This window comes from Streptomyces sp. CNB091 (assembly GCF_000377965.1).
Genome location: NZ_KB898992.1, coordinates 205472 through 226595, shown reverse-complemented (window position 1 = coordinate 226595; position 21124 = coordinate 205472). Strand labels below are relative to the sequence as shown.

Below are 21124 nucleotides of genomic sequence, written 5' to 3'. Positions count from 1 at the left end.
CGGCGCTGCTCCGGCCGGGGAGTGACACGAGGAAGGCGTGAACCGGTCGCGCACCGGGGCGGCCGGGAGAGCAGAATCGGGTACGGACCGGGGTGATCGTTTCCCCGGTGCGCCGGGCCCGTCTCCCCACGGGCCGGCCGACGACGAAGACGTACGAGGAGCCCCGATGGTGCACGAACGGGCCGGTCACCCGGCGCAGTCCGCAGACCTGGTCGACGTGGCACGGCTGGTGACGGCCTATTACGCCCTCCACCCCGATCCCGCAGACCCCGCCCAGCGGGTGGCCTTCGGGACCTCCGGCCACCGCGGCTCCGCGTTCGCCGCCGCGTTCAACGAGGACCACATCGCCGCGACCACCCAGGCGATCTGCGACTACCGCGCCCGGCAGGGCACCGACGGCCCCCTGTTCCTCGGCGCGGACACCCACGCGCTGTCCGAGCCCGCCCGGGTCACCGCCGTGGAGGTGCTCGCCGCCAACGGGGTGACCGTCCTGATCGACAGCGAGGACGGCTACACCCCGACCCCCGCCGTCTCGCACGCCATCCTCACGCACAACCACGGCCGCACCGAGCACCTGGCCGACGGCATCGTGGTCACCCCCTCGCACAACCCGCCCGCCGACGGCGGCTTCAAGTACAACCCGCCGAACGGGGGGCCGGCCGCCTCCGACGCCACGTCGTGGATCCAGGACCGGGCCAACGCCCTGATCGAGGCCGGACTCGGAGCGGTCCGCCGGATGCCGTACGCCCAGGCCCTGGCCGCCGACACCACCCACCGGTACGACTTCCTGACCGCGTACGTCGACGACCTGCCCTCCGCCCTCGACCTCGACGCCGTACGGGACGCGGGCATCCGCATCGGCGCCGACCCCCTCGGCGGCGCGTCCGTCGCCTACTGGGGGCGGATCGCGGAACGCCACCGGATCGACCTCACCGTCGTCAACCCGCTCGCCGACCCCACCTGGCGGTTCATGACGCTCGACTGGGACGGCAGGATCCGCATGGACTGCTCGTCCCCGCACGCCATGGCCTCGCTGATCGCCCAGCGCGACGCGTACGCCATCGCCACCGGGAACGACGCCGACGCCGACCGGCACGGCATCGTCACCCCCGACGGCGGCCTGATGAACCCCAACCACTACCTGGCCGTCGCCATCGACTATCTCTACACCCACCGCGACGGCTGGGCGGCCGGGACGGGCATCGGCAAGACGCTGGTCTCCTCGTCCATGATCGACCGGGTCGCCCACGACCTCGGCCGCACCCTGGTGGAGGTCCCGGTCGGCTTCAAGTGGTTCGTCGACGGCCTCTACGACGGCAGCCTCGGCTTCGGCGGCGAGGAGTCCGCCGGGGCTTCCTTCCTGCGCCGCGACGGCCGGGTCTGGACCACGGACAAGGACGGCATCCTGCTGGCCCTCCTCGCCTCCGAGATCACCGCCGTCACCGGCTCCACCCCCTCCCAGCACTACGCGCGGCTCACCGGCCGCTTCGGCGACCCGGCGTACGCCCGCGTCGACGCACCCGCCACCCGCGAGGAGAAGGCCGTCCTGGCCCGGCTCTCCCCGCAGCAGGTCAAGGCCGACACCTTGGCCGGAGAACCCGTCACCGCCGTGCTCACCGAGGCCCCCGGCAACGGCGCGGCCATCGGCGGCCTCAAGGTCTGCACCGACAGCGCCTGGTTCGCCGCCCGCCCCTCGGGCACCGAGGACGTCTACAAGGTGTACGCGGAGAGCTTCCAGGGCCCCGGCCACCTCGCCCAGGTCCAGGAAGAGGCCCGGGCGCTGGTCTCCGAGGCGCTGGGCGACGCCTGAGCCCCTTCGTTCGGATCCGCACGCCGACCGGTGCCGGGCGCGCTCAGGCGCCCGGCACCGTCGGCTGCACCTGCCGTAGGAAGGCCGCGTTGTCCGGGGTGCGCCGGACCCTGTCGAGCAGCACCTGAAGGGCGCCCTGGCCGTCCCGCGTGCTCAGGGCGCGGCGCAGGGCCCTGACGGCAGCCAACTCGCCCTGACCAAAGAGGAGTTCCTCGCGGCGGGTGCCGGAGCGGGTGACGTCGACGGCCGGGAAGATCCGCGCTTGGGCGGCGGAGCGGTCCAGGTGCAGCTCCATGTTGCCGGTGCCCTTCAGTTCCTCGAAGAAGAAGTCGTCGGCCCGCGAACCCGTCTCCACGAGGGCTGTCGCCAGGATGGTCAGCGAACCGCCCTCCTCGGCGCAACGGGCCGCGCCGAACAGTTTCTTGGGGCCGGTCAGGGCCGCCGCGTCGACGCCGCCGCTGAGGGTCCGGCCGCCCGCGCGGGCCGCGTTGTTGTGGGCCCGGCACAGCCGGGTGAGGGAGTCCAGCAGGATCACCACGTCCCGGCCCTGCTCGACGAGGCGGCGGCCGCGCTCGACGGCGAGTTCGGCCAGGGCGATGTGCTCCCGCGCGGGCCGGTCGAAGGTCGACGCGTACACCTCGCCGCGTACGGCGCGGCGCATGTCCGTGACCTCCTCGGGCCGCTCGTCGAGCAGCACCACCATCAGGTGCGCCTCGGGGTGGTTGGTGGCGACGGCGGCGGCCACCTGCTGCAGCAGCACCGTCTTGCCCGTCCGGGGCGGTGCGACGACGAGGCCGCGCTGGCCCTTGCCGACGGGGGAGACGAGATCGACGATGCGCGGTGCGGGCCCGCCGCGCGGCGTTTCCAGGCGCAGCCGCTCGCGGGGGTGGACCGGCGTCAGGTCGCGGAAGCGGGCACGGCCCCGCAGCTCCTCCGGGGCGAGTCCGTTCACCTGGTCCACCGAGGACAGGACACGGGGCCGGTCGCAGCCGCCCTCGACGACGTCGCCCTTGCGCAGCCCGAGGCGGCGGATCAGGGCGGAGGACACCTGGATGTCGTCGGGGGAGGGATGGCCGCCGTGGACACGGAGCATGCCGTGCCCGTCGTCGGCGGTGTCGAGGAGGCCGGCGACCCGGACGGGGCGCCGCTCCCCGGTCACGGGGCGTTCGAGTGTGGCGGTCATGGGAGGGGTCCTTTCGCGGACAGGCGAATGAGGGGACCGGCATACGGAGGGGCGGCGGGAATCACGCCACGCACCGGAGGCACGGATGCCCGGGCCGGAGAGACAGCGAAAACGCTGGGAAGAAGCTGGATCGCCGGTCGGAAAGGACGGGCGCGACAGCGATGGAGAGGAATCAGCACCGGTGCCCGATGAGAAGGGGCATGCACATGTGCTCATCGCACTGTACCACTGTGCGCCGGGAGCGCGACAGAACATCCGTCGACACATCCGTCGACACATCCGTCGACACATCTGTCGGTACATCCGTCGGTACATCGTTCGGGTCGTCCGTCGGACGCGTGTCGTGGCGGGCGCCCGACACGCGTCGAGGGTGGTGGGAACTCCGATGCTCGGGTTCCCACCACCCTCGGTGGCCGCGGGGGCCGCAGCGTCAGCCGGTCACACCCAGCAGCGGGACCCAGGACTCCAGCGCGGGCTGCTCGGCGAGGTCGGTGTAGGCCACCTCGATGCCGTGGTCGCGGCGCCAGGCGGCGGCCAGTGACATCAGGCGTACGGAGTCGAGGCCGTAGTCGACGAGGTTCTCGTCGAGGGGGATCTCCTCCGGGTCCTCGCCCAGGACGTCGGCGACATCGGCACGGAGCTGTTCGAGCGTGAGCGCCACCGCGGTCACTTCCCTTCGAAGACGGCCCGGGCGGTCGTGACGACGGCGCACCTGCCCGCGGCCCAGCGCAGCGCCATCGCATGGTCCTCGGCAGAGAAGTCTGCCACCGCGTCGGCCACCACGAACGCCTGGATGTCCTGCATCCAGGCGTCGCACGCGGTCATGAGCACACCGATGTGGGCGTAGACGCCGGTGATGACGATCTGGTCGCGACCCTGCTCGCGCAGGCGCTCCAGCAGATCGGTGCGGACGAACCCGCTGTACTTCCACTTGGTGAGCACGGTGTCGCCCGCGTCGGGTGCGACCTCGTCCGCGATGGCCGCCAGGTGCTCGTCGGCCGGGAGCCCGGGGCCCCAGAAGTCCTGCTGGAGACCGCGCTCCTTCGGGCTCTGGCCGCCGGGCTGCGCGGTGTAGAGGACCGGCACGCCGAGCCGCGTGGCGTCCTTCTTCAACTCGGCGACATGGGACAGGAGTTCGGGCACGGGGGCGGCCCGGCGGTCGTACGCCGACAGGAAATGGTTCTGCAGGTCGTGGACGAGGAGCACCGCACGCGCGGGGTCGACGGTCCAGTCGACCCGGTTGGCGGGCAGTTCGCCGGCGGCCGGCATGGGATAGGGGGCGATGGCGGGCAGAGCCATGGTGGAGAGGGTTCCGTTCGGGGAGTCGTTCAGCGGGACGGGGAGGGAGAAGCGGTACGGGCCGCGGCGTGGCGCAGGTCCTTCTTGGAGACCTTGCCCACGCCGGTCTGCGGGAAGGCGTCGACGAACTCGACCCTGTCCGGAACCTTGTAGGAGGCCAGGCCCCGTTCGCGTACGAACCGCTTGACGGCCACCGCCTTGAGCGGACCCGCGCCCGAGCGCAGGATCACGTAGGCGCAGACGCGTTCGCCCAGATACGGGTCGGGCTCGGCCACCACGTTGGCGTCGTGGACGGCCGGGTGGGCGAGGATGTGGTTCTCGACCTCCTCGGCGGCGATCTTCTCGCCGCCCCGGTTGATCTGGTCCTTGGCCCGTCCCTCGACGACGATGTGCCCGGTGTCGGTGACCCGCACGATGTCGCCGGTGCGGTAGAAGCCGTCCTCGGTGAAGGAACGGGCGTTGTGCTCGGGGGCGTTCCAGTAGCCGCGGATGGTGTACGGCCCCCGGGTCAGCAGATGACCGGTCCCGCCCGGGGCCACCTCCTGGCCGTCGTCGTCGACGACGAGAATCTCGTCGTCGGGCGAGATGGGCCGCCCCTGCGTGGTGACGACGGTCTCGACGGGGTCGTCCAGCCGGGTGTAGTTGACCAGCCCCTCGGCCATGCCGAAGACCTGCTGGAGCGTGCAGCCGAGAGCGGGGCGCACCCGGCGGGCCGCCTCCTCGCTGAACTTGGCACCCCCGACGAGCAGGACGTCCAGGCTGCCGAGATCGTGCGCGGTGCCCGGCGCGGCCTCCGTCCACAGCAGGGCCAGCGGTGGCACGAGCCCGGTGATGGTGACGCCCTCACGCTCGATCAGCGGGAACGCCACCTCGGGCGAGGGCCCCGGGCACAGCACCACACGGCCGCCGGCATACAGCGTGCCGAGCGAACCGGGGGATGACAGGGGGAAGTTGTGAGCCGCCGGCAGGACGCACAGGTACACGCTCCTCTCGTCGACGGCGCAGATCTCGTTGGATCCCCGCAGCGAGTAGATGTAGTCGTCGTGGGTGCGCGGGATCAGCTTCGGTACGCCGGTGCTGCCGCCGGAGAGCTGAAGGAAGGCCAGGTCGTCCGGGAGCGGGGCGCCGTAGCCGACCGGCTCCTCGGCGACCTCGGACAGCGCCTCGAACTCGCCGGGGTCCCCCTGGGCGACGAAGACATGGCGCAGGGTGCCCACTTGGGCGCGCGTCTTCGACGCCAGCTCACGGTAGTCGTAGCCGCCGTGCTCGGCCGCGATGACGTACGCGACCGCCTCGGTGAACTCGCAGAAGTAGGCGATCTCGGACTCGCGGTGCGCGGGCAGCGCGAAGACGGGCAGCGCGCCGATCCGGAACAGCGCGAAGATCACCTCGAAGAACTCGGCGATGTTGGGGAGTTGCACCACCACCTTGTCGCCCTTGGCGATGTCGCGGGCGAGGAACCCCGCCGCCAGCCGGTCGGCGCGCCGGTCGAGATCGGCGTACGTCCACCGGCTTCCCGCCGTCGGATCGACGATGGCGACCCGGTCCGGGTGGTCCTCGGCGCGCTGCCGCAGCAGCTCCCCGAAGGTCTCCCCGCGCCACCAGCCGGCCGCCCGGTACTTCTCCGCGAACTCGGCGGGCCAGGTGGGCGCCACGTCCGTTCTCACAGCTCGGCTCCCACGGCGCTCAGGAAGGTGCGGAACTTGGCCGCGGTCTCGGCGGCCTCCGCCTCGGGCTCGGAGGCGGCGACGATGCCCGCTCCCGCGTACAGCCGCAGCGTGCGCTCCTCGGCGTCGGCGCAGCGGATCGTGACGACCCATTCGCCGTCGCCCTCGGCGTTGCCCCAGCCGACCACGCCGGTGAAGAAGCCGCGGTCGAACGGTTCGGTCTCCGCGATGACCTGACGGGCCGTCGGCGTCGGTGTGCCGCAGACGGCGGGCGTCGGGTGCAGCGCGCACGCCAGCTCCAGTGCCGAGGCGTCAGGGGAGGCGAGGGTGCCGGTGACCGTGGTGGACAGGTGCCACATGGTGGCGGTGCGGATGAGCGTAGGGCGGGCCGGGACGGTGAGGTCCGTGCAGTGCGGGGCGAGCGCCTGGTGGACGGCGTCGACGACGACGGCGTGCTCGTGGAGGTCCTTGGCGGATTCCAGCAGGGTGGCTGCCCGGCGCACGTCCTCGGCGAGGTCGGCGCTGCGGGGGGTCGACCCGGCGAGCGGATTGGCGATGACCTGCTTCCCGCGGCGGGAGACGAGCAGTTCGGGGCTGGCGCCGATGAGGGTGCGCCCGGGGCCGGTCGGCAGCGCGAAGGTGTAGCCGGAGGGGTCGCGTCGGGCGAGGCGCTGGAGCATCGCGGGCAGGTCGAGCGGGGCCTCGGAGGTGAGTTCGAGGGTGCGGGCCAGCACGACCTTGCTGAACTCGCCTCGCCACATGCGCTCCACGGCCGCTGCGACGCCCTTGCCGTAGATCTCCGGTTCGGGCACCGGGCGTATCCGCCAGTCGCCCGCGGCGGGCGCGCTCGCGGGCAGGGCGATGAGCGGGTCGGAGGTGAGCGGCGGCGCGCAGCGCACCGACTCCGGGACGCTCAGGGCGGCCGGGGCGGCGTGGTCGAAGGGGATGGCGCCCATGACCACCGGCGCTTCCTGACCGGCGGCGACCGCCGCGGCGAGCGTGGTGCCCACCCGCGCGGTCAACGGTCTCCCGTCGTGGGGGACTTGGCGTCCGGGGCCCCGTGCGAGCAGGGTGCGTCCGGGGGTGGCGAGAAAGTGGGCGCCCGGTGTGTAGGCGTCCAGCAGTGCAGTGGCCGCTCCTACGGCCGGATGGGCCGGATCGGCCGGGGCGGTGTGCGTGGCGACCTGGGATGCCGTCGACACGGGGACTCCATTCTCGATGGTCCCGTCAGCGGGTGCGGGGGCTGGATGGGAGGTGAGGGAAAGGGGGAGGGTGGTCGGGCCGGTCAGCGCAGGGTCGCGCCGCCGTCGACGTACAGCTCCTGCATGGTGATGTGGCGGGCACGGTCCGAGGCGAGGAACGCCACCGTCTCCGCGATGTCCCCGGGGTCGGCGATCCGGCCGAGCGGGATGCCGGTGCGGTAGGTCGAAAGGTCCCCGTCGATGACGCGCTGCTCGGCGCCCGGACCGGTCCACAGCGCACGTTGCATCGGCGTATCGGTGGAGCCGGGTGCGACGACGTTGCAACGGACGCCGCTGCGGGCGAGTTCGAGCCCCAGGCACTTGGTGAACATGGCGGCGGCCGCCTTGGAAGCGGCGTACGCGGCCATGCCGGTGCGGGGGACGCCGGCGGCGTTGGAGCCGACGGTGACGACCGCGCCGGATCCGCGGGCCGCCATGAGCGGGGCGACGGCCTGGGAGACGTGGAAGACGCCGGTGGCGTTCACCGCGAACGTCTCCGCCCAGTCCTGCGCGGGGAGCACCGCCGCCGGGCCGGTACGCAGGATGCCCGCCACGTTCACCAGGACGTCGACCGGGCCGAGTTGGCGCTCGACCCGGGCCACGGTGCTCTCCACCGAACCGCGGTCGGTGACGTCCATCACGTACGGGGTCAGGCTGCCTCCCGAGCGTGCGCCGTCGGGCAGTTTCTCCTGCGTCAGGGCCCACTCGGCGGCCAGCGCCTCGACGCCCGGCCGGGCGCGATCGGTGGCGGCCACCCGGGCGCCGAGGGTGGCGAGCAGGTCGGCGACTGCCGCGCCGATGCCTTGTGCGGCACCGGTGACCAGAGCAGTGCGGCCGATGAACTCGCTGCTTCTGCCCGGTATGTGCTCAGGCATGAGCAACCTCCTCCGGATGTTAGGTAAGGGTAACCTAAATTGAAGCGACCGCCCAGAAGATGTCGGGCCGTCGCCACATACTTAGGCTAGCCTCACCTTATGCATACGCCGCACACGGGGACCACGGCCTCGGCTCCCGAACATGACTCCTCGACCGTTCAGTTGGATGGAGGCGAAACCGACCGGACGGTGGAGGCCGTGCCCGCCGGACGCGAGGAGGCATCCCAGGGAGCCGAGAACGGAACAGCCTCGGCCACCGGACAGCCCACCGCCGTGACCGGGGATCCCCGGTCCACAGCCGACCCGCGAGGGCGGACCGTGGCGGCGGCCGTCGGCGGACTGGTCCTCGCCGTCCTGCTGCTGACGGCGCTCTCCCTCTCGATCGGCGCGGGCGAGGTCGGCCCCGACGGCGTCCTGGACTATCTGCTGGGCCGGGACGGCGCACGCGACAACGCCCGGCTCTCCCTCGTCGTCGGCGATCTGCGCCTCCCGCGTACCTTCACCGCGCTGCTCGTCGGAGCCGCCCTGGGCGTCGCCGGGTGCCTCCTCCAGGCGGTCACCCGCAACCCGCTGGCCGAGACCGGACTGCTCGGCGTCAACGCGGGCGCCTCACTCGGCGTCGTCGCCGGCATCGCGCTCCTCGGCTTCGATTCCGGTTACGCCTACCTCGTCTGCGCGTTCGTCGGCGCGGTGGTCGCCAGCGGCCTCGTCCTCCTCATCTCCGGAAGGCGCGGCGGCGGCTCTCCCATGCGCCTGGTCCTCGCCGGGGCGGCGCTCGGCGCGACCTTCGGCGGGCTCACCAGCGTCATCGTCGTCAACTCCGCGGAGACCTACGACAGATTCCGCTTCTGGGTCCTCGGCTCCCTCGCCGGGGTCGAGGGCTTCGGCGAACTCGGCCGCCTCGCCCCGGTGCTCGCCCTCGGCTTCTTCGTCGCCCTCCTGGTCGCCCGCCCGCTCTCCGCCCTCGCCCTCGGCGACGACCTGGCCCGCAGCCTCGGCCACCGGCCACCCGTGATCCGTACGGTCGTCGCCGTCGGCGTCACCCTCCTGACCGCCGCCGCCGTGGCGCTCGCGGGTCCCATCTCCTTCCTCGGCCTGCTCGCCGGATTCCTCGCCCGCGCCCTGGCCGGCACCCGGCTCGCGGCCCGGCTGCTGATCGCCGGGCTCATCGGCGCCTGCGTCCTCACGGTCTCCGACATCGCCGCCCGCGTGGTCTCCCGGCCCTTCGAGGCGCCCGTCTCCGTCATCGTCGCCCTCATCGGCGCCCCCGTCCTCATCGCCATCGTCCGCTCCAGGCAACTGGCCTCGATGGGCATGACGGAACCGGCCACCGAGGAGCGCGCCCCCGACCGCCCCGGCCGTTTCCGGATCGCCCTGCCCCGCCCCGCCCTCCGCACACCGAAGACCAAGAAGCTCCGGGTCCGCCCGGCCGACACCCTCGTCCTGCGGCGCGGCCCGCTGTCCCTGCTCGTCACCCGGCGTGCCGCGCTCGCCGCCCTCGCCCTCGCCGGGGCCCTGGTCCTCGCCGTCGTCCTCTCCGCGTACGCCGGCCAGAGCGACATGGGCGTCGGCCGCACCTTCCGCGCGGTGCTCGGCCAGGGCGACCGCTTCGACGTCCTGCTCGTGCAGAAGTTCCGGCTCGGCCGGATCGTCGCCGGACTCACCGCGGGCGCCGCCCTCGGCCTCGCGGGCTGCCTCACCCAGACCCTGGCCCGCAACCGCCTGGCCACCCCCGAACTCCTCGGCGTCAACGACGGGGCCACCGCCGCCGTCCTGCTCTCCGTCACCCTCAGTGCCACCGGCTCCTTCGGCGCCTGGTGGGCCGGACCGCTCGGCGCGCTCGCCGCCGTCATCGTCGTCACCACCGTCTCCGGCGGCCTCGGCCAACGCGGCTACCGCGTCCTCGTCGTCGGCCTCGCCATGTCCGCGCTGGCCTCCGCGATCACCCAGGTCGTCCTGTCCCGCAGGTCCCTCTCCTCCGCGAGTTCGCTGTACGTATGGACCTCCGGCAGCCTCAACGGACGCAGCTACTCCGTCGCCGTCCCCGTCCTCATAGGCCTCGCGATCCTGGTCCCGGCCGCCCTCGTCGTCGCCCGACACCTGGGCGTCCTGCGCTTCGACGACGCGACCGCCTCCTCGCTCGGCTCCGCGCCCGGCCGGGTCCGGGCCCTCTCCCTGCTCCTGGCCGTCGCCCTGGCGGGCCTCGCGGTCGGCATCTGCGGCCCCGTCGGCTTCGTGGCGCTGGCCTCCCCGGTCATCGCCTCCCGGCTCGCCGGCCCCCTGCGCGTACCGCTCGTCGGCTCGATGCTCACCGGAGCCGTCCTCGTGGTCGCCGCCGACACCCTCGGCCGCATCGCCTTCGACGGCGTCGAACTCCCCGTCGGCATCGTCACCACCGTCCTCGGCGGCCCGTTCCTGCTGTGGGTGCTGCTCGGCCGCTCCGCCGCCACCCGCGTCTGAAAGACGGCCCGCACATGACCAGCCCACACCACCGCGACCAGCCCACGCCTCCCGCACCCACGGGACCGACCGGAACCGAGGCGCACACCGTGCGAAGCCCCCTCCTGCGCAGACTCCTCGACGACGTGACCACGGGCAGCCCCGACGCCGAGGAGGCGTTCTGGAACCACGTGAGCACCACCGGCACCCCGCTCGTCGAGCCCGACCCCGAGGGCGACCCCGGCCACCGGCTCGTCACCTTCGTCCGCCGTGAGGACCCCGAGCGCCCCGCCGCCCATGTCCTGGCCCTCGTCCACACGGTCACCGACAAGGACCGGCACGCGGGCGACCTCGCCCCCCACCTGATGGAACGCGTCGAAGGCACCGGCGTCTGGGCGATCAGCCACCGGCTGCGGGCCGACCACCGTGCCTCCTACCAGTTCCACGCCACCGACGGAACCCGCGAGGACGCCCTGCGCGCGGACCGGACCGCCTGGCTCCAGGTCCTCGACCACGCCGAACCCGACCCGCTCAACGACCGCGCCCCGCTGCCCTCCCGGGACGGCCGCAACCCCGCCTCCGTACTCGAACTCCCCGAAGCCCCGGCCCAGTCACGCACCCGGCGGCGTGACGACGTGGACCGGGGGCGGATGCTCGACGCCGAGGTGGACGGCCGCCGGATCACGGTCCACCTGCCGCCCGGCCACCGCCCGGACGGCGGCCCCTACGCCCTCGCCGTCCTCCTCGACGGCGAGATGTGGGGTCCGGTCCTCGGCGTCGGCGACATCCTCGACAACCTGCGCGCCGACGGGGACCTGCCGCCCACCGTGGCGGTCCTGGTCGACACCATGGGCCGGCGCATGGAGGACCTGGCCTGCAGCGCGCCGTTCGTCGACTGGCTGGCTGACACCCTGCTGCCCTGGGCCGGACGGGAGTACGGGGCCGGGGCCGACGCCGCACGGACCGTCGTCGCCGGACAGAGCGCGGGCGGCCTGACCGCCGCTTTCGCCGCCTTCCGACGACCCGACCGCTTCGGCCTCGCCCTCTCCCAGTCCGGCTCCTTCTGGTGGCCCGACGACGAACGCGGCTGCGAATGGCTCACCGGGGAGTACGCCCGGGCGGAACGCAGGCCGGTGACGCTCCACCTGGAGGTCGGCCTCCAGGAATGGATGCTCCTCGCGGAGAACCGCAGACTCCGCAACGTGCTGCGCGCCCGCGGATACGACGTCCGCTACCGGGAGTTCAACGGTGGCCACGACTACGCCTGCTGGCGCGGCGGCCTCGCGGACGGCCTGGCGGAGCTGCTCGGCGGAAGCTGACCGTTCCACCGCGCCACTGCCCCGACAGGAGAGGAGGGCGGGGCGGCATCCCCTTCGGATGCCGCCCCGCCCCTTCTTCTCTTCGCGCGCTCAGCTTCTGACGGCCGGAGCCTCGTCCGCCGCCAGGCCCTCGCCGGGGCCGGGCCGCCCGTCCTCCTCGTCGTCGAACGGCGGCGGCTGCGGGGCCTCGCGCGGCAGCCGTAGCGCGATCAGCGCCCCCGCCGCGACGAGCGCCGCCGTCACCCAGACCGCGGTGCGGTAGGGGCCGGGATCAGCGGCCTCCGTCACATGACCGCCGCCGATCACCGCCGCACACGCGGCGATGCCCACCGCGCCGCCCAGCGTGCGGACGATCTGGAACAGGCCCATCGCCTGCGCCAGGTCGGACGGCGCGATCGACTCGAACCCGGAGATCTGCACGGTCAGCACCGCCGTGCCGAGTACCAGGCCGATCAGGAACATCAGCCCGCGCACGCTCCACGCGTTCTCCGCCACCCCGGGCACGGCGAGCGTCGCGAAGACCGCGGCGGCCACCAGCAGCGCCGGCACGGTCAGCAGCCGGGGGCCGAGCCGCGGCAGCAGCCGGTCCACCACCTGCGAGGCGAGCATCAGCCCGACCGCCTCCGGGAACACGCTCAGCCCGGCATCCAGCGCCGACGCTCCCAGGCTCGCCTGATAGAGCAGCGGGAAGACGAACAGCACGCCCATCAGCCCGGCAGCCGTCACCCCGGCCAGCGCGGAGGCCGACCCGTACACCCGGTCGGCGAGCAGCCGCAGTCTCAGCAACGGCGTCCCCGCACGCACCTGGTGCAGGACGGCGGCCACCAGCAGGACGGACCCCAGGGCCGCGCTCACGGCGACGGCCGGCCGGGTCCAGCCCTGCGAGGGGCCGAAGCCGAGCGCGTACGTCAGCAGCCCCAGCGCCGGAGTGGCCAGCCAGAAGCCGACCGTGTCGAACCTCCCCTCCGGTCCCTCGACATGCTCCCGCAGACCGAAGACGCCCAGCAGTACGGCGGCCGCCCCGATCGGCACGTTCACGAAGAACAGCCAGTGCCAGGAGAGGTGTTCGGTGAGCAGGCCGCCCAGCGGCGGACCGAGCGCCGGCATCAGCGCCGTCGGCACGATCAGCACCTTGGCCAGCTTCATCCGCTCGTGCGGCGGGAACGCCCGGAACAGCAGCGTCATCCCGACCGGCGTCAACAACCCGCCCGCCAGGCCCTGTACGGCACGGGCGACCACGAGCGTGGGGAGGTCCGCAGCCAGACCGCAGACCGCGGAGGCGATCGTGAACGCGGTCAGCGCACCGAGGAACACCCGCTTCGTCCCGAACCGGTCACCCAGCCACCCCGCCACCGGCAGCCCCACCGCGAGCGCCACCAGAAAGGCCGTCTCCACGGTGTTCGCCGCCGACAGCGGACGCCCGAAGTCACCCGCGATCGTGTAGAGCGCCGGGTTCACGATCGTCGAGTCCAGGCCGTTCATGCACATCGCGGCCGTGTAGACGAGGACGACCGCGACCCGGGGACGTATCCGGGGCCGGATCAGCAGCCCGCTCACCGGGCGGGGACGGGGACGGGGACGGGACCGGCCCAGTGCGCGGTGATCCAGTCCAGCGCGTCCTGGCGGGCGCACGGGCCGTGAGCCGTCGACCAGCCTTCGGGCACCGCGGCGAACAGCGGCCACAGCGAGTGCTGCCCCTCCGCGTTGGTCAGGACGAGGAACTCCCCGTCCGCGTCGAAGGGGTTGGCGGATGCGTCGCTCATCGGTGTCACTTCTCCAGCTCGGTCAGTCGGTCGGCGACCACGCGCGCGATGTGCGCGATCGGCTCGGGCAGGGTCATGTCCTTGTGGGAGCAGGCGACGTTCGTGTTGTCGATGCGCCCGCTCACGTACGGGGACCAGGTGTCCGGCGTCAGGGTGTCGTCGATGGTGTCCACGGTGGCCCGGAAGAACAGCACATCGCCACGGAACACCCGGTGGTCGTAGGCCCGTACGAGATCGTTGGTGTTGAGGTACACCTCGCCGAGCGCCTCGATCCTCGCGGCGGACAGCGCCGCCAGCGGGGAGCCCTCGCGACGCAGCACCTCCACGACGTTCGCCGTGTTCAGCTCCTTGTCGCCGAGACTGTCGGGGCCGTGACCGCCCATGGTGAGGAGCGATTCGAGGGCCTCGGCCCGGTCGGGCACCGGCAGGCCGCGGAAGCCCTCGGCCGGGTAAGCGTCCAGGATCGCCAGCAACTCCACCCCCTGGCCCGCTTCTTGGAGGACCGCCGCGACCGCGTGCGCGATGATGCCGCCGGTCGACCAGCCGAGCAGCCGGTACGGCCCCTCCGGCTGGACCTCGCGGATCCGGGAGACGTAGTGCCCGGCCAGCTCCTCCAGCGTGGTCGGCAGCGGCTCGTCCGCCGTCGCCCCGCCGACACCCTGCGCCTGGAGCCCGTAGATCGGCACATCGGCCGGCAGGTGGCGGATCAGCCCCGCATAGCACCAGCTCAGACCGCCCGCCGGGTGCACACAGTGGACCGGGGCGCGGTCGCCGGGACCGGCGGGCCGCAGCGGCAGCAGCACATCGAGCGGGTCCTCCTCGCGCGAGACGTCCAGCGCCGCGTCCAGCGCGGCGGGCGTCGGGGCCTGGAACACCGTGCCGATCGACACCTCGATGCCGAACGCCGACCTGATCCGGCCTGCGAGGCGCACCGCGAGCAGCGAATGGCCGCCCAGGTCGAAGAAGTTGTCCTCCACCCCGGCGGACGGCAGCCCCAGCACCTCCGCGAAGACCGCGCAGAGCTGCTCCTCGCGGACCGTGCGCGGCGCGCGCCCGCCGGCGCTCACCGCAGCACCCGGCGCGGGCAGCGCCCTGCGGTCCAGCTTGCCGTTGCCGGTCAGCGGCAGCCGCTCCAGCACCACCACCGCCGAGGGCGCCATGTGCACCGGCAGCGTGGCGGCGGCGTGCTCGCGCAGGGCCGCCGGTGCCGGGCCGGAGCCGGGCGCGGGGACGACGTAGCCGACCAGCCGCTTGTCGCCGGGCATGTCCTCGCGAACCACGACCGCCACATCCGCGACCTCCGGATGCGAGGCCAACACCGCCTCGATCTCGCCGAGTTCGATGCGGAACCCGCGGATCTTCACCTGCTGGTCGCCGCGGCCGACATACTCCAGGGTGCCGTCCACGCGCCGCCGGGCCAGGTCGCCCGAGCGGTACATCCGCCTGCCGCGCTCCCCGAAGAGATGCGCGAACGGGTCGGCGACGAAGCGCCCGGCCGTCAGGTCCGGGCGGCCCAGATATCCGAGCGCCACCCCCTCACCGGCGACGTACATCTCGCCGGTCACACCCGGCGGCGCCGGCTGGAGCCGGTCGTCCAGCACATAGACGCGCAGGTCGGGAATGTTCACCCCGATGGTGCTGGAGACCGCGGAGGCGGCGGTCGCCCGGTCCAGCGCCAGATGGGAGACATGGACGGTCGTCTCGGTGATGCCGTACATGTTGACGAGCGTCGGCGCGTTCTCCGGGTGGCGTGCGTACCAGTCCGCGAGCCGCCCCAGCTCCAGCGCCTCGCCGCCGAACACCACGTACCGCAGAGCCAGATCGCGTCCCGGAGCCTCCCGGTCGGCGGCGGCCAGCTGGTAGAAGGCGGACGGCGTCTGGTTGAGGACGGTCACTCGCTCGTCCGCCAGCAGCCGCAGGAACGCGTGCGGGTCACGGCTGGTCGCGTACGGGACGACGACGACCCGGCCGCCGTACAGCAGCGCGCCCCACAGCTCCCACACCGAGAAGTCGAACGCGTAGGAGTGGAACAGCGTCCACACGTCGTCCGGCCCGAACGAGAACCAGTGCTCGGTCGCCGTGAGCAGCCGCGTCACGTTGTGCTGGGTGACCACGACCCCCTTCGGGCGGCCGGTGGACCCCGAGGTGTAGATGACGTACGCCGGGTCCCCGGGGCTCAGCGGCCGGGTGCGGTCCGCCTGGCCGAGGGGCCCGTCCGGGAGACCGGCGGCCTCGTCGACCGTGATCAGCGGCAGGTCGTGCGCGGGCAGCAGTCCGGCCGTCGCGGCGTCGGTGATCAGCGCCGACGGACGGGCGTCGTCCAGCATGTACGCGAGCCGGTCCGCCGGGTAGTCCGGGTCCATCGGCAGATACGCGGCCCCCGCCAGCGACACCGCGAGCAGCCCGGCCACCAGGTCCGTGGAGCGCGGCAGCGCGAGCGCCACGATCGAACCGGGACCGATCCCCCGGGCCGCCAGCAGCCGGGCCAGAGACCGGGACCGGGAGGACAGTTCGGCGTACGTCAACGACGCGCCCCCGCAGCTGACCGCCGTCCGCTCCGGGTGGCGGCGTGCCGCCACCTCGTAGACCTCGGCGAGCGTGAGCGGCACCGGTCGGTCGTCGTTGACGCCGTTGGCCTCGACCACGGCACGGCGGACCTCGGCCTCGTCCAGGATCGGCAGCAGGCCGACCGGGGTCCCGGGCCGCCGGGCCGCCGCGGTGAGGAGCCGGGACAGCCGGTCCGCGAGGGCCTGGGCGGTCGACCGGTCGAAGAGGTCGGTGCGGAACTCCAGGAACCCCCCGATCCCGCCGCCGGGCAGTTCGCCCGCGTTCAGGGTCAGGTCGAACTTGGCGGTGCCGGACGGGACGGCGGTCAGCCTGGCGGTGGTGCCGGGGCCGAGGGAGACGGGCCCGTCCGCGAGTGACTGCCAGGCCAGCATGGTCTGGAACAGCGGATGCCGGGCCAGCGAACGCGGCGGGTTCAGCGCTTCGACGAGGTGGTCGAAGGGCAGCGCGTCGTGCTCGTACGCGGCGAGCGTGGCCGTCCGCACCCGGTCCAGCAGATCGCCGAAGGAGGGGTCGCCGGAGGTGTCGGTGCGCAGGACCACGGTGTTGGTGAAGAAGCCGACCAACCCGGCCGTGGCATCGTCGTCGCGGCCCGCGACGGGGGTGCCGACGGGGATGTCGGTGCCGCACCCGTGCCGGGTCAGCAGGGCCGCGAGTCCGGCCTGCACGGTCATGAACACGGTCGCCCCGTGCGCCCGTGCGAGCCGGCGCAGCGCCTCGTGCGCGGTGGCGTCCAGGGCGAAGGGCACGGTGTCGCCCGCCGAGGTGGCCACGGGCGGCCGGGGCCGGTCGGCGGGCAGCTCCAGCTGGTCCGGCAGCCCGGCGAGCACGTCGCGCCAGTGCGCGAGCTGGGCCTCGGCGAGGGGGGTCGGCTCGGCGGGGGTGCCCAGGAGCCGCTGGAGCCGGGCCGCGTGGTCCACGTACTGGCCGCTCAACGGGGTGAAGTCCGGTGCGCGGCCCCCGGCGCGGGCGGTGTAGGCGGCGGCCAGGTCCTGCGCGAGGGGAGTGGTGGAGGCTCCGTCGCCCGCGATGTGGTGCAGCAGGAGAAGCAGGGTGTGGTGGCCGGGCGACTCGCTGAACAAGACCGTGCGCAGCGGGGGTTCCGTGGCGAGGTCGAAGCAGTGGCGCACGGCCTCGGTGAGATCGCTGCCCGGCTCCGCCAGGTGCAGCACCGGGCGGGCGGCCGGGTCGTCGGGGGCGAGGATCCGCTGGTGGGGGATGTCGTCCGAGGCGCCCGCGCCCTCGCCCTCAGTGGTGCCGTCGGGGGCGTTGGCGGGGGCGTTGTCAGTGGGCGGGTATACCGTCCGTAGTGTCTCGTGACGCTCCGCCAGGTCGTACAGGGCGAGCTGGAGCGCGTCGCGGTCGAGCGGACCGTTGACGCTCAGGACGAGTGGGATGTTGTAGGTGGGGCTGGGGCCTTCGAGGCGGTGGAGGAACCACAGCCGCTGCTGGGCCGGGGACAAGGGGAGGGGACCGGTGCGTGGTACGGGGGAGAGCGGGACGGACGCGGTGGCCGCGCCGCCACGGGTGCGGATCAGTGCCGCCAGGGCGGCGGGCGTGGTGCGGCGGAAGACGTCGGCGATGCCCATCGGCACGCCGAAGTGCTCCCGGACGCGGGCGGCCAGCCGGGCGGCGAGCAGCGAATGCCCGCCGAGATCGAGGAAGCCCGCGTCGGCGGCAGGGGGTTCGGCGATACCGAGCACGTCGGCGAAGAGCCCGCGCACGATCTCGGTGTGCGGCCCGCCGACGGTGCCGTCCGGGCCGCCCGCTACGGGCGGAAGCGGTTCGGGGTCGGGCAGGGCGCGGTGGTCGAGCTTGTCGTTGGCGGTACGGGGCAGCGCGTCCAGGAGCGTCACGGTCGCGGGGACCATGTGCTCGGGCAGGGCTCCGGCCAGGTGGTCGCGGAGCTCGGCGGGGGTGGGCGGCGCGGAGTCGGCGGTCGGGGCGGCGCCCTCGGGCCGTGCCGGGAGGGCGTTCCCCTCCTTCACCGGGACCGCGTAGGCCAGCAGCCGCTTGCCGTGGCCGGTGTCGCGGGCGATGACCGCGGCCGCCGCGACCCGTGGGTGCGCGGCCAGCCGGGCCTGGATCTCACCGAGTTCGATCCGGAAGCCCCGGATCTTGACCTGGTCGTCGCTGCGACCCAGGAACTCCAGCGTGTGGTCCTCGCGGCGGCGCACCAGGTCCCCGGTGCGGTACATCCGGCCGCCGGGAGCGCCGTTCAACGCGCCGAACGGGTCGGCGACGAACCGCTCGGCGCTCAGGTCAGGGCGGCCCAGATAGCCGAGGGCCAGGCAGGCCCCCGCGACGTACAGCTCGCCCGTCGCACCGGCGGGCACCGGACGCAGGGAGGAGTCCAGGACGTAGACGCGTGAGCCGCGCACGGGGCGGCCGTCGGGCCGGGCGGCCGAGGTCCCGGGCACCCAGTAGTAGGCGTCGACCGTCGTCTCGGTCGGCCCGTAGAGGTTGACCGGGTGCACGGCTGTGGCCTCGGTCAGCCGCTCCCACAGCGGCGCGGGTACGGCCTCGCCGCCGACCACCAGATGGGCCGGGTGGTGGTGCCCCTCGTCCAGCAGGCCCTCGGCGATGAGCGCTTCGGCGTAGGAGGGGGTGACGTCGAGGTAATCGACCAGGTGGGTGCCGACGTACGCGGTGAGCGCCGCCGGGTCCCGGTAGGCGGCGTCGTCCAGCAGGTGCAGCTCGTGCCCGTGGACCATCCACAGCAGCGGGTCCCAGGACGCGTCGAAGGCGAACGAGGCGCTGTGCGCGACCCGGAGGCGTTCCCGGCCGGTCCGGGCGACGGCCGGGGCGATGTGGTCCGTGCCGTGCCCGGCGCAGAGGTTGGCGAGCGAGGCGTGACCGACGAGGACGCCCTTGGGGCGGCCCGTGGAACCGGAGGTGTGGATGAGGTAGGCGGGGTCCGCGAGCGACGGCCCGGTGGGCAGCGGTCCGTCGGGGCAGGAGGCGAGAGCGTCGGCCGTGGCGGAAGCGTCGAGCGCGACGGTCGGCAGCCCGTGGCCGGGCAGCGAGACGAGCGTCGCGGCCGTGCCGATCACGCACAGCGGCCGCGCGTCCTCCAGGACGGCCAGGGTCCGGGCGGCGGGGTGGCCGAGGTCCAACGGCTGGCAGACCAGGCCCGCCTTGAGCACGGCCAGCAGCGCGACGACCATGTCGGCGGTCCGGGGCAGCGCCAGCGCCACCGTGCCGCGCCTCCCTTCGTCCGCGGCGCGAGCGCCGACGCCGGCCAGCAGGCGGGCCAGTCGGTCGGAGGCGGCGTCCAGCTCGGCGAAGGTGAGCCGGGCCCCGGGCTCGGCGGCGGCCGCATCCGCGTCCGTGCCCGCACGCGTGTCCGTATCGGAGGTCGCCCCCCGGAAGGTGCCCGCCATGGTGGAGCGCACGGCGACGGCGTCCGGTGTCCGGGCCGCCTGCGCGGTGAACGACTGGGGCAGGGTGAGCCGGGCGGCGGGCTCGGAGCGGCCGTACGTCACGGCCTCGTGCACCTGATCGCCGCTGAGCAGGTCCAGGGTGCCGATCGGGCGTTCGGGGTCGGTCAGCAGCAGCTCGGTCAGGCCGTCCAGATAGCGCAGCCAGGTGTCCTCGTGGGCGGCGAGGTCCTCCGGCCCGTAGGCGGCGGGGTTGGCGTCGAGGGTGAGCCGCAGGCCCCCGTCCGGGCCGGGGGCGGCGCCGACCGCGAGGCCTTCCACCGGTCCGGCCGCGAGGTTGCGCACCGTGCCCGTGGCCCCGGCGAAGTCCAGGGCGCCGTCGAACGGCCTGACGTTGACCATGGGACCGGTCAGCGGGGTGTCGGCCGACTCCAGGGCCAGGTCGCGGCGCAGGTCGGCCTGCGGATAGCGCTGATGACGGCGGACCTCGCGGATCTCCAGCACCACTCGGCGCAGCAGTTCGGCTCCGGTGTCGCCCGGGCGCACGCCGATCCGCAGCGGCAGCACGTTCACGGTCATGGCCGGGGTCCGCAGCGCCGCGGGCCCCCGCCGGTTGGTCAACGGCAGGCCCAGCACGACGTCCTCGGCGCCGGTGAGCCGGTGCAGATGACCGGCGGTCGCGGCCACCACCAGCTCGGCCCATGTCGCCTTCGCTACGCGCGCCGCCCCGGACAGCCGCCGAAGGGTCTCGGCGGGGAGGTCGGTGGTCCGATGGAGCGGACCGTCACCCGGTGTGTCCGAGGGGGCGGGGGAGCGGGGGAGCGCGGTGACGGAGGAGCCCGCCGTGCGCGCGGCCCAGAAGGCCCGGTCCGCCGCGTACTCCTCCCCGGCCAGATACACGGCCTCCTGCCCGGTCAGCTCGCTCAGCGGCGCGAACCGGCCCTCCGGCAGCGGCTGTCCGGCCACCAGAGCCCGGTAGAGCTCGGCGACGCGCTGCCCGATGAGGGACAGCGCGTAGGCGTCGACGGCTATGTGGTGCACGCGCTGGTACCACCGGTGGCGCCCCTCGCCGATCCGGATGAGGGCCTGCGTCGTCAGCGCGCCGTCGGCGGCGAGATCCACCGGCCGCGCCAGGTCCTCCCGCATCCATGCCTCGGCCCGGTCCTCCGTCAACTCCAGTCGCCGCACCACGGGCCGGGCGGCGGGCGCGATCCGCTGCACCGGTACGCCGTCGGCCTCGGACACCCGCAGGGCAAGGGTCTCCGCCTCACCGACCGTCCGTCTCAGCGCCTCCACGAACAGGTCCCCGTCCAGCGGCCCGTCGATCTCCACACAGTCCGCCGTGTTCAGCTCGGTGCCGAGAGGGGCCAGCTGGTGCGCGTAGTAGATGCCCGACTGGGCGGTCAGGAGGGGGAGTCCGGGGGAGGGCGCGCCGCCGGAGTGCGCTGCCGAAGAGCTGGTCGGGCGGTTCGGACGCTCATGCATGTGTGTGACGACTCCCCTGAAGGACAACGGACACCGGGCCAACGGGCTCGGCGCACACTTAGGTAAGGCTAAGTTAACCTATCTCCGACTGTGCAGGC

12 protein-coding genes are annotated in these 21124 nt (G+C 73.6%); 3 read left to right on the top strand and 9 right to left on the bottom strand.

What is annotated here, in order from left to right; genetic code table 11:
• Positions 1-166: 166 nt before the first annotated feature.
• Positions 167-1810, top strand: a complete 1644-nt coding sequence (gene pgm / locus D581_RS0107130) for a phosphoglucomutase (alpha-D-glucose-1,6-bisphosphate-dependent) (protein WP_018956543.1) — start codon at positions 167-169, stop codon at positions 1808-1810.
• A gap of 43 nt (positions 1811-1853) precedes the next feature.
• Here pgm and rho read toward each other — a convergent pair whose 3' ends face one another.
• The 6 genes from rho to D581_RS0107100 form a co-directional block, all read right to left on the bottom strand.
• Positions 1854-2993 carry a transcription termination factor Rho gene (gene rho, locus D581_RS0107125; protein WP_018956542.1) on the bottom strand — a complete coding sequence of 380 codons (1140 nt, stop codon included), beginning with the start codon at positions 2991-2993 and terminating at the stop codon, positions 1854-1856.
• 430 nt (positions 2994-3423) lie between these two features.
• Complete coding sequence (locus tag D581_RS0107120; RefSeq protein WP_018956541.1) at positions 3424-3663, bottom strand: phosphopantetheine-binding protein; 240 nt, start codon at positions 3661-3663, stop codon at positions 3424-3426.
• Positions 3660-4292 carry an isochorismatase family protein gene (locus D581_RS0107115; RefSeq protein ID WP_018956540.1) on the bottom strand — a complete coding sequence of 211 codons (633 nt, stop codon included), beginning with the start codon at positions 4290-4292 and terminating at the stop codon, positions 3660-3662. The genes D581_RS0107120 and D581_RS0107115 overlap by 4 nt, the downstream gene beginning before the upstream one ends.
• 29 nt (positions 4293-4321) lie before the next feature.
• Positions 4322-5959: a (2,3-dihydroxybenzoyl)adenylate synthase gene (locus D581_RS0107110; RefSeq protein ID WP_018956539.1), complete on the bottom strand. Its 1638-nt coding sequence runs from the start codon at positions 5957-5959 to the stop codon at positions 4322-4324.
• On the bottom strand, positions 5956-7161 hold the full coding sequence (gene dhbC / locus D581_RS0107105) for an isochorismate synthase DhbC (RefSeq protein ID WP_018956538.1): 1206 nt from the start codon (positions 7159-7161) through the stop codon (positions 5956-5958). The genes D581_RS0107110 and dhbC overlap by 4 nt, the downstream gene beginning before the upstream one ends.
• A gap of 83 nt (positions 7162-7244) precedes the next feature.
• Complete coding sequence (locus D581_RS0107100; protein WP_018956537.1) at positions 7245-8075, bottom strand: 2,3-dihydro-2,3-dihydroxybenzoate dehydrogenase; 831 nt, start codon at positions 8073-8075, stop codon at positions 7245-7247.
• A gap of 99 nt (positions 8076-8174) precedes the next feature.
• On the opposite strand from D581_RS0107100, the gene fhuB reads away from it, so the two are divergent.
• The gene (gene fhuB / locus D581_RS0107095; protein WP_026290283.1) at positions 8175-10535 is read left to right on the top strand and encodes a Fe(3+)-hydroxamate ABC transporter permease FhuB; all 2361 of its coding nucleotides are present in this window, start codon (positions 8175-8177) and stop codon (positions 10533-10535) included.
• A gap of 14 nt (positions 10536-10549) precedes the next feature.
• Positions 10550-11833 carry an enterochelin esterase gene (gene fes, locus D581_RS0107090; protein ID WP_018956535.1) on the top strand — a complete coding sequence of 428 codons (1284 nt, stop codon included), beginning with the start codon at positions 10550-10552 and terminating at the stop codon, positions 11831-11833.
• Positions 11834-11923: 90 nt separating this feature from the next.
• Here fes and D581_RS0107085 read toward each other — a convergent pair whose 3' ends face one another.
• The 3 genes from D581_RS0107085 to D581_RS0107075 are packed head-to-tail and all read right to left on the bottom strand — an operon-like array spanning position 11924 to position 21026.
• Positions 11924-13390 carry a DHA2 family efflux MFS transporter permease subunit gene (locus tag D581_RS0107085; protein ID WP_018956534.1) on the bottom strand — a complete coding sequence of 489 codons (1467 nt, stop codon included), beginning with the start codon at positions 13388-13390 and terminating at the stop codon, positions 11924-11926.
• The gene (locus D581_RS0107080; RefSeq protein WP_018956533.1) at positions 13387-13596 is read right to left on the bottom strand and encodes an MbtH family protein; all 210 of its coding nucleotides are present in this window, start codon (positions 13594-13596) and stop codon (positions 13387-13389) included. The genes D581_RS0107085 and D581_RS0107080 overlap by 4 nt, the downstream gene beginning before the upstream one ends.
• Before the next feature lie 5 nt (positions 13597-13601).
• A complete protein-coding gene (locus D581_RS0107075; protein ID WP_018956532.1) occupies positions 13602-21026 on the bottom strand; it encodes a non-ribosomal peptide synthetase in 7425 nt (2474 codons plus the stop codon).
• Positions 21027-21124: the final 98 nt, after the last annotated feature.

What these genes read in the sequence shown, in the direction of transcription:
- pgm (WP_018956543.1), top strand. Translation starts at nt 167, where the DNA reads ATGGTGCACGAACGGGCCGGTCACCCGGCGCAGTCCGCAGACCTGGTC.
- rho (WP_018956542.1), bottom strand. Translation starts at nt 2,993, where the DNA reads ATGACCGCCACACTCGAACGCCCCGTGACCGGGGAGCGGCGCCCCGTC.
- D581_RS0107115 (WP_018956540.1), bottom strand. Translation starts at nt 4,292, where the DNA reads ATGGCTCTGCCCGCCATCGCCCCCTATCCCATGCCGGCCGCCGGCGAA.
- D581_RS0107100 (WP_018956537.1), bottom strand. Translation starts at nt 8,075, where the DNA reads ATGCCTGAGCACATACCGGGCAGAAGCAGCGAGTTCATCGGCCGCACT.
- fhuB (WP_026290283.1), top strand. Translation starts at nt 8,175, where the DNA reads ATGCATACGCCGCACACGGGGACCACGGCCTCGGCTCCCGAACATGAC.
- fes (WP_018956535.1), top strand. Translation starts at nt 10,550, where the DNA reads ATGACCAGCCCACACCACCGCGACCAGCCCACGCCTCCCGCACCCACG.
- D581_RS0107080 (WP_018956533.1), bottom strand. Translation starts at nt 13,596, where the DNA reads ATGAGCGACGCATCCGCCAACCCCTTCGACGCGGACGGGGAGTTCCTC.
- D581_RS0107075 (WP_018956532.1), bottom strand. Translation starts at nt 21,026, where the DNA reads ATGCATGAGCGTCCGAACCGCCCGACCAGCTCTTCGGCAGCGCACTCC.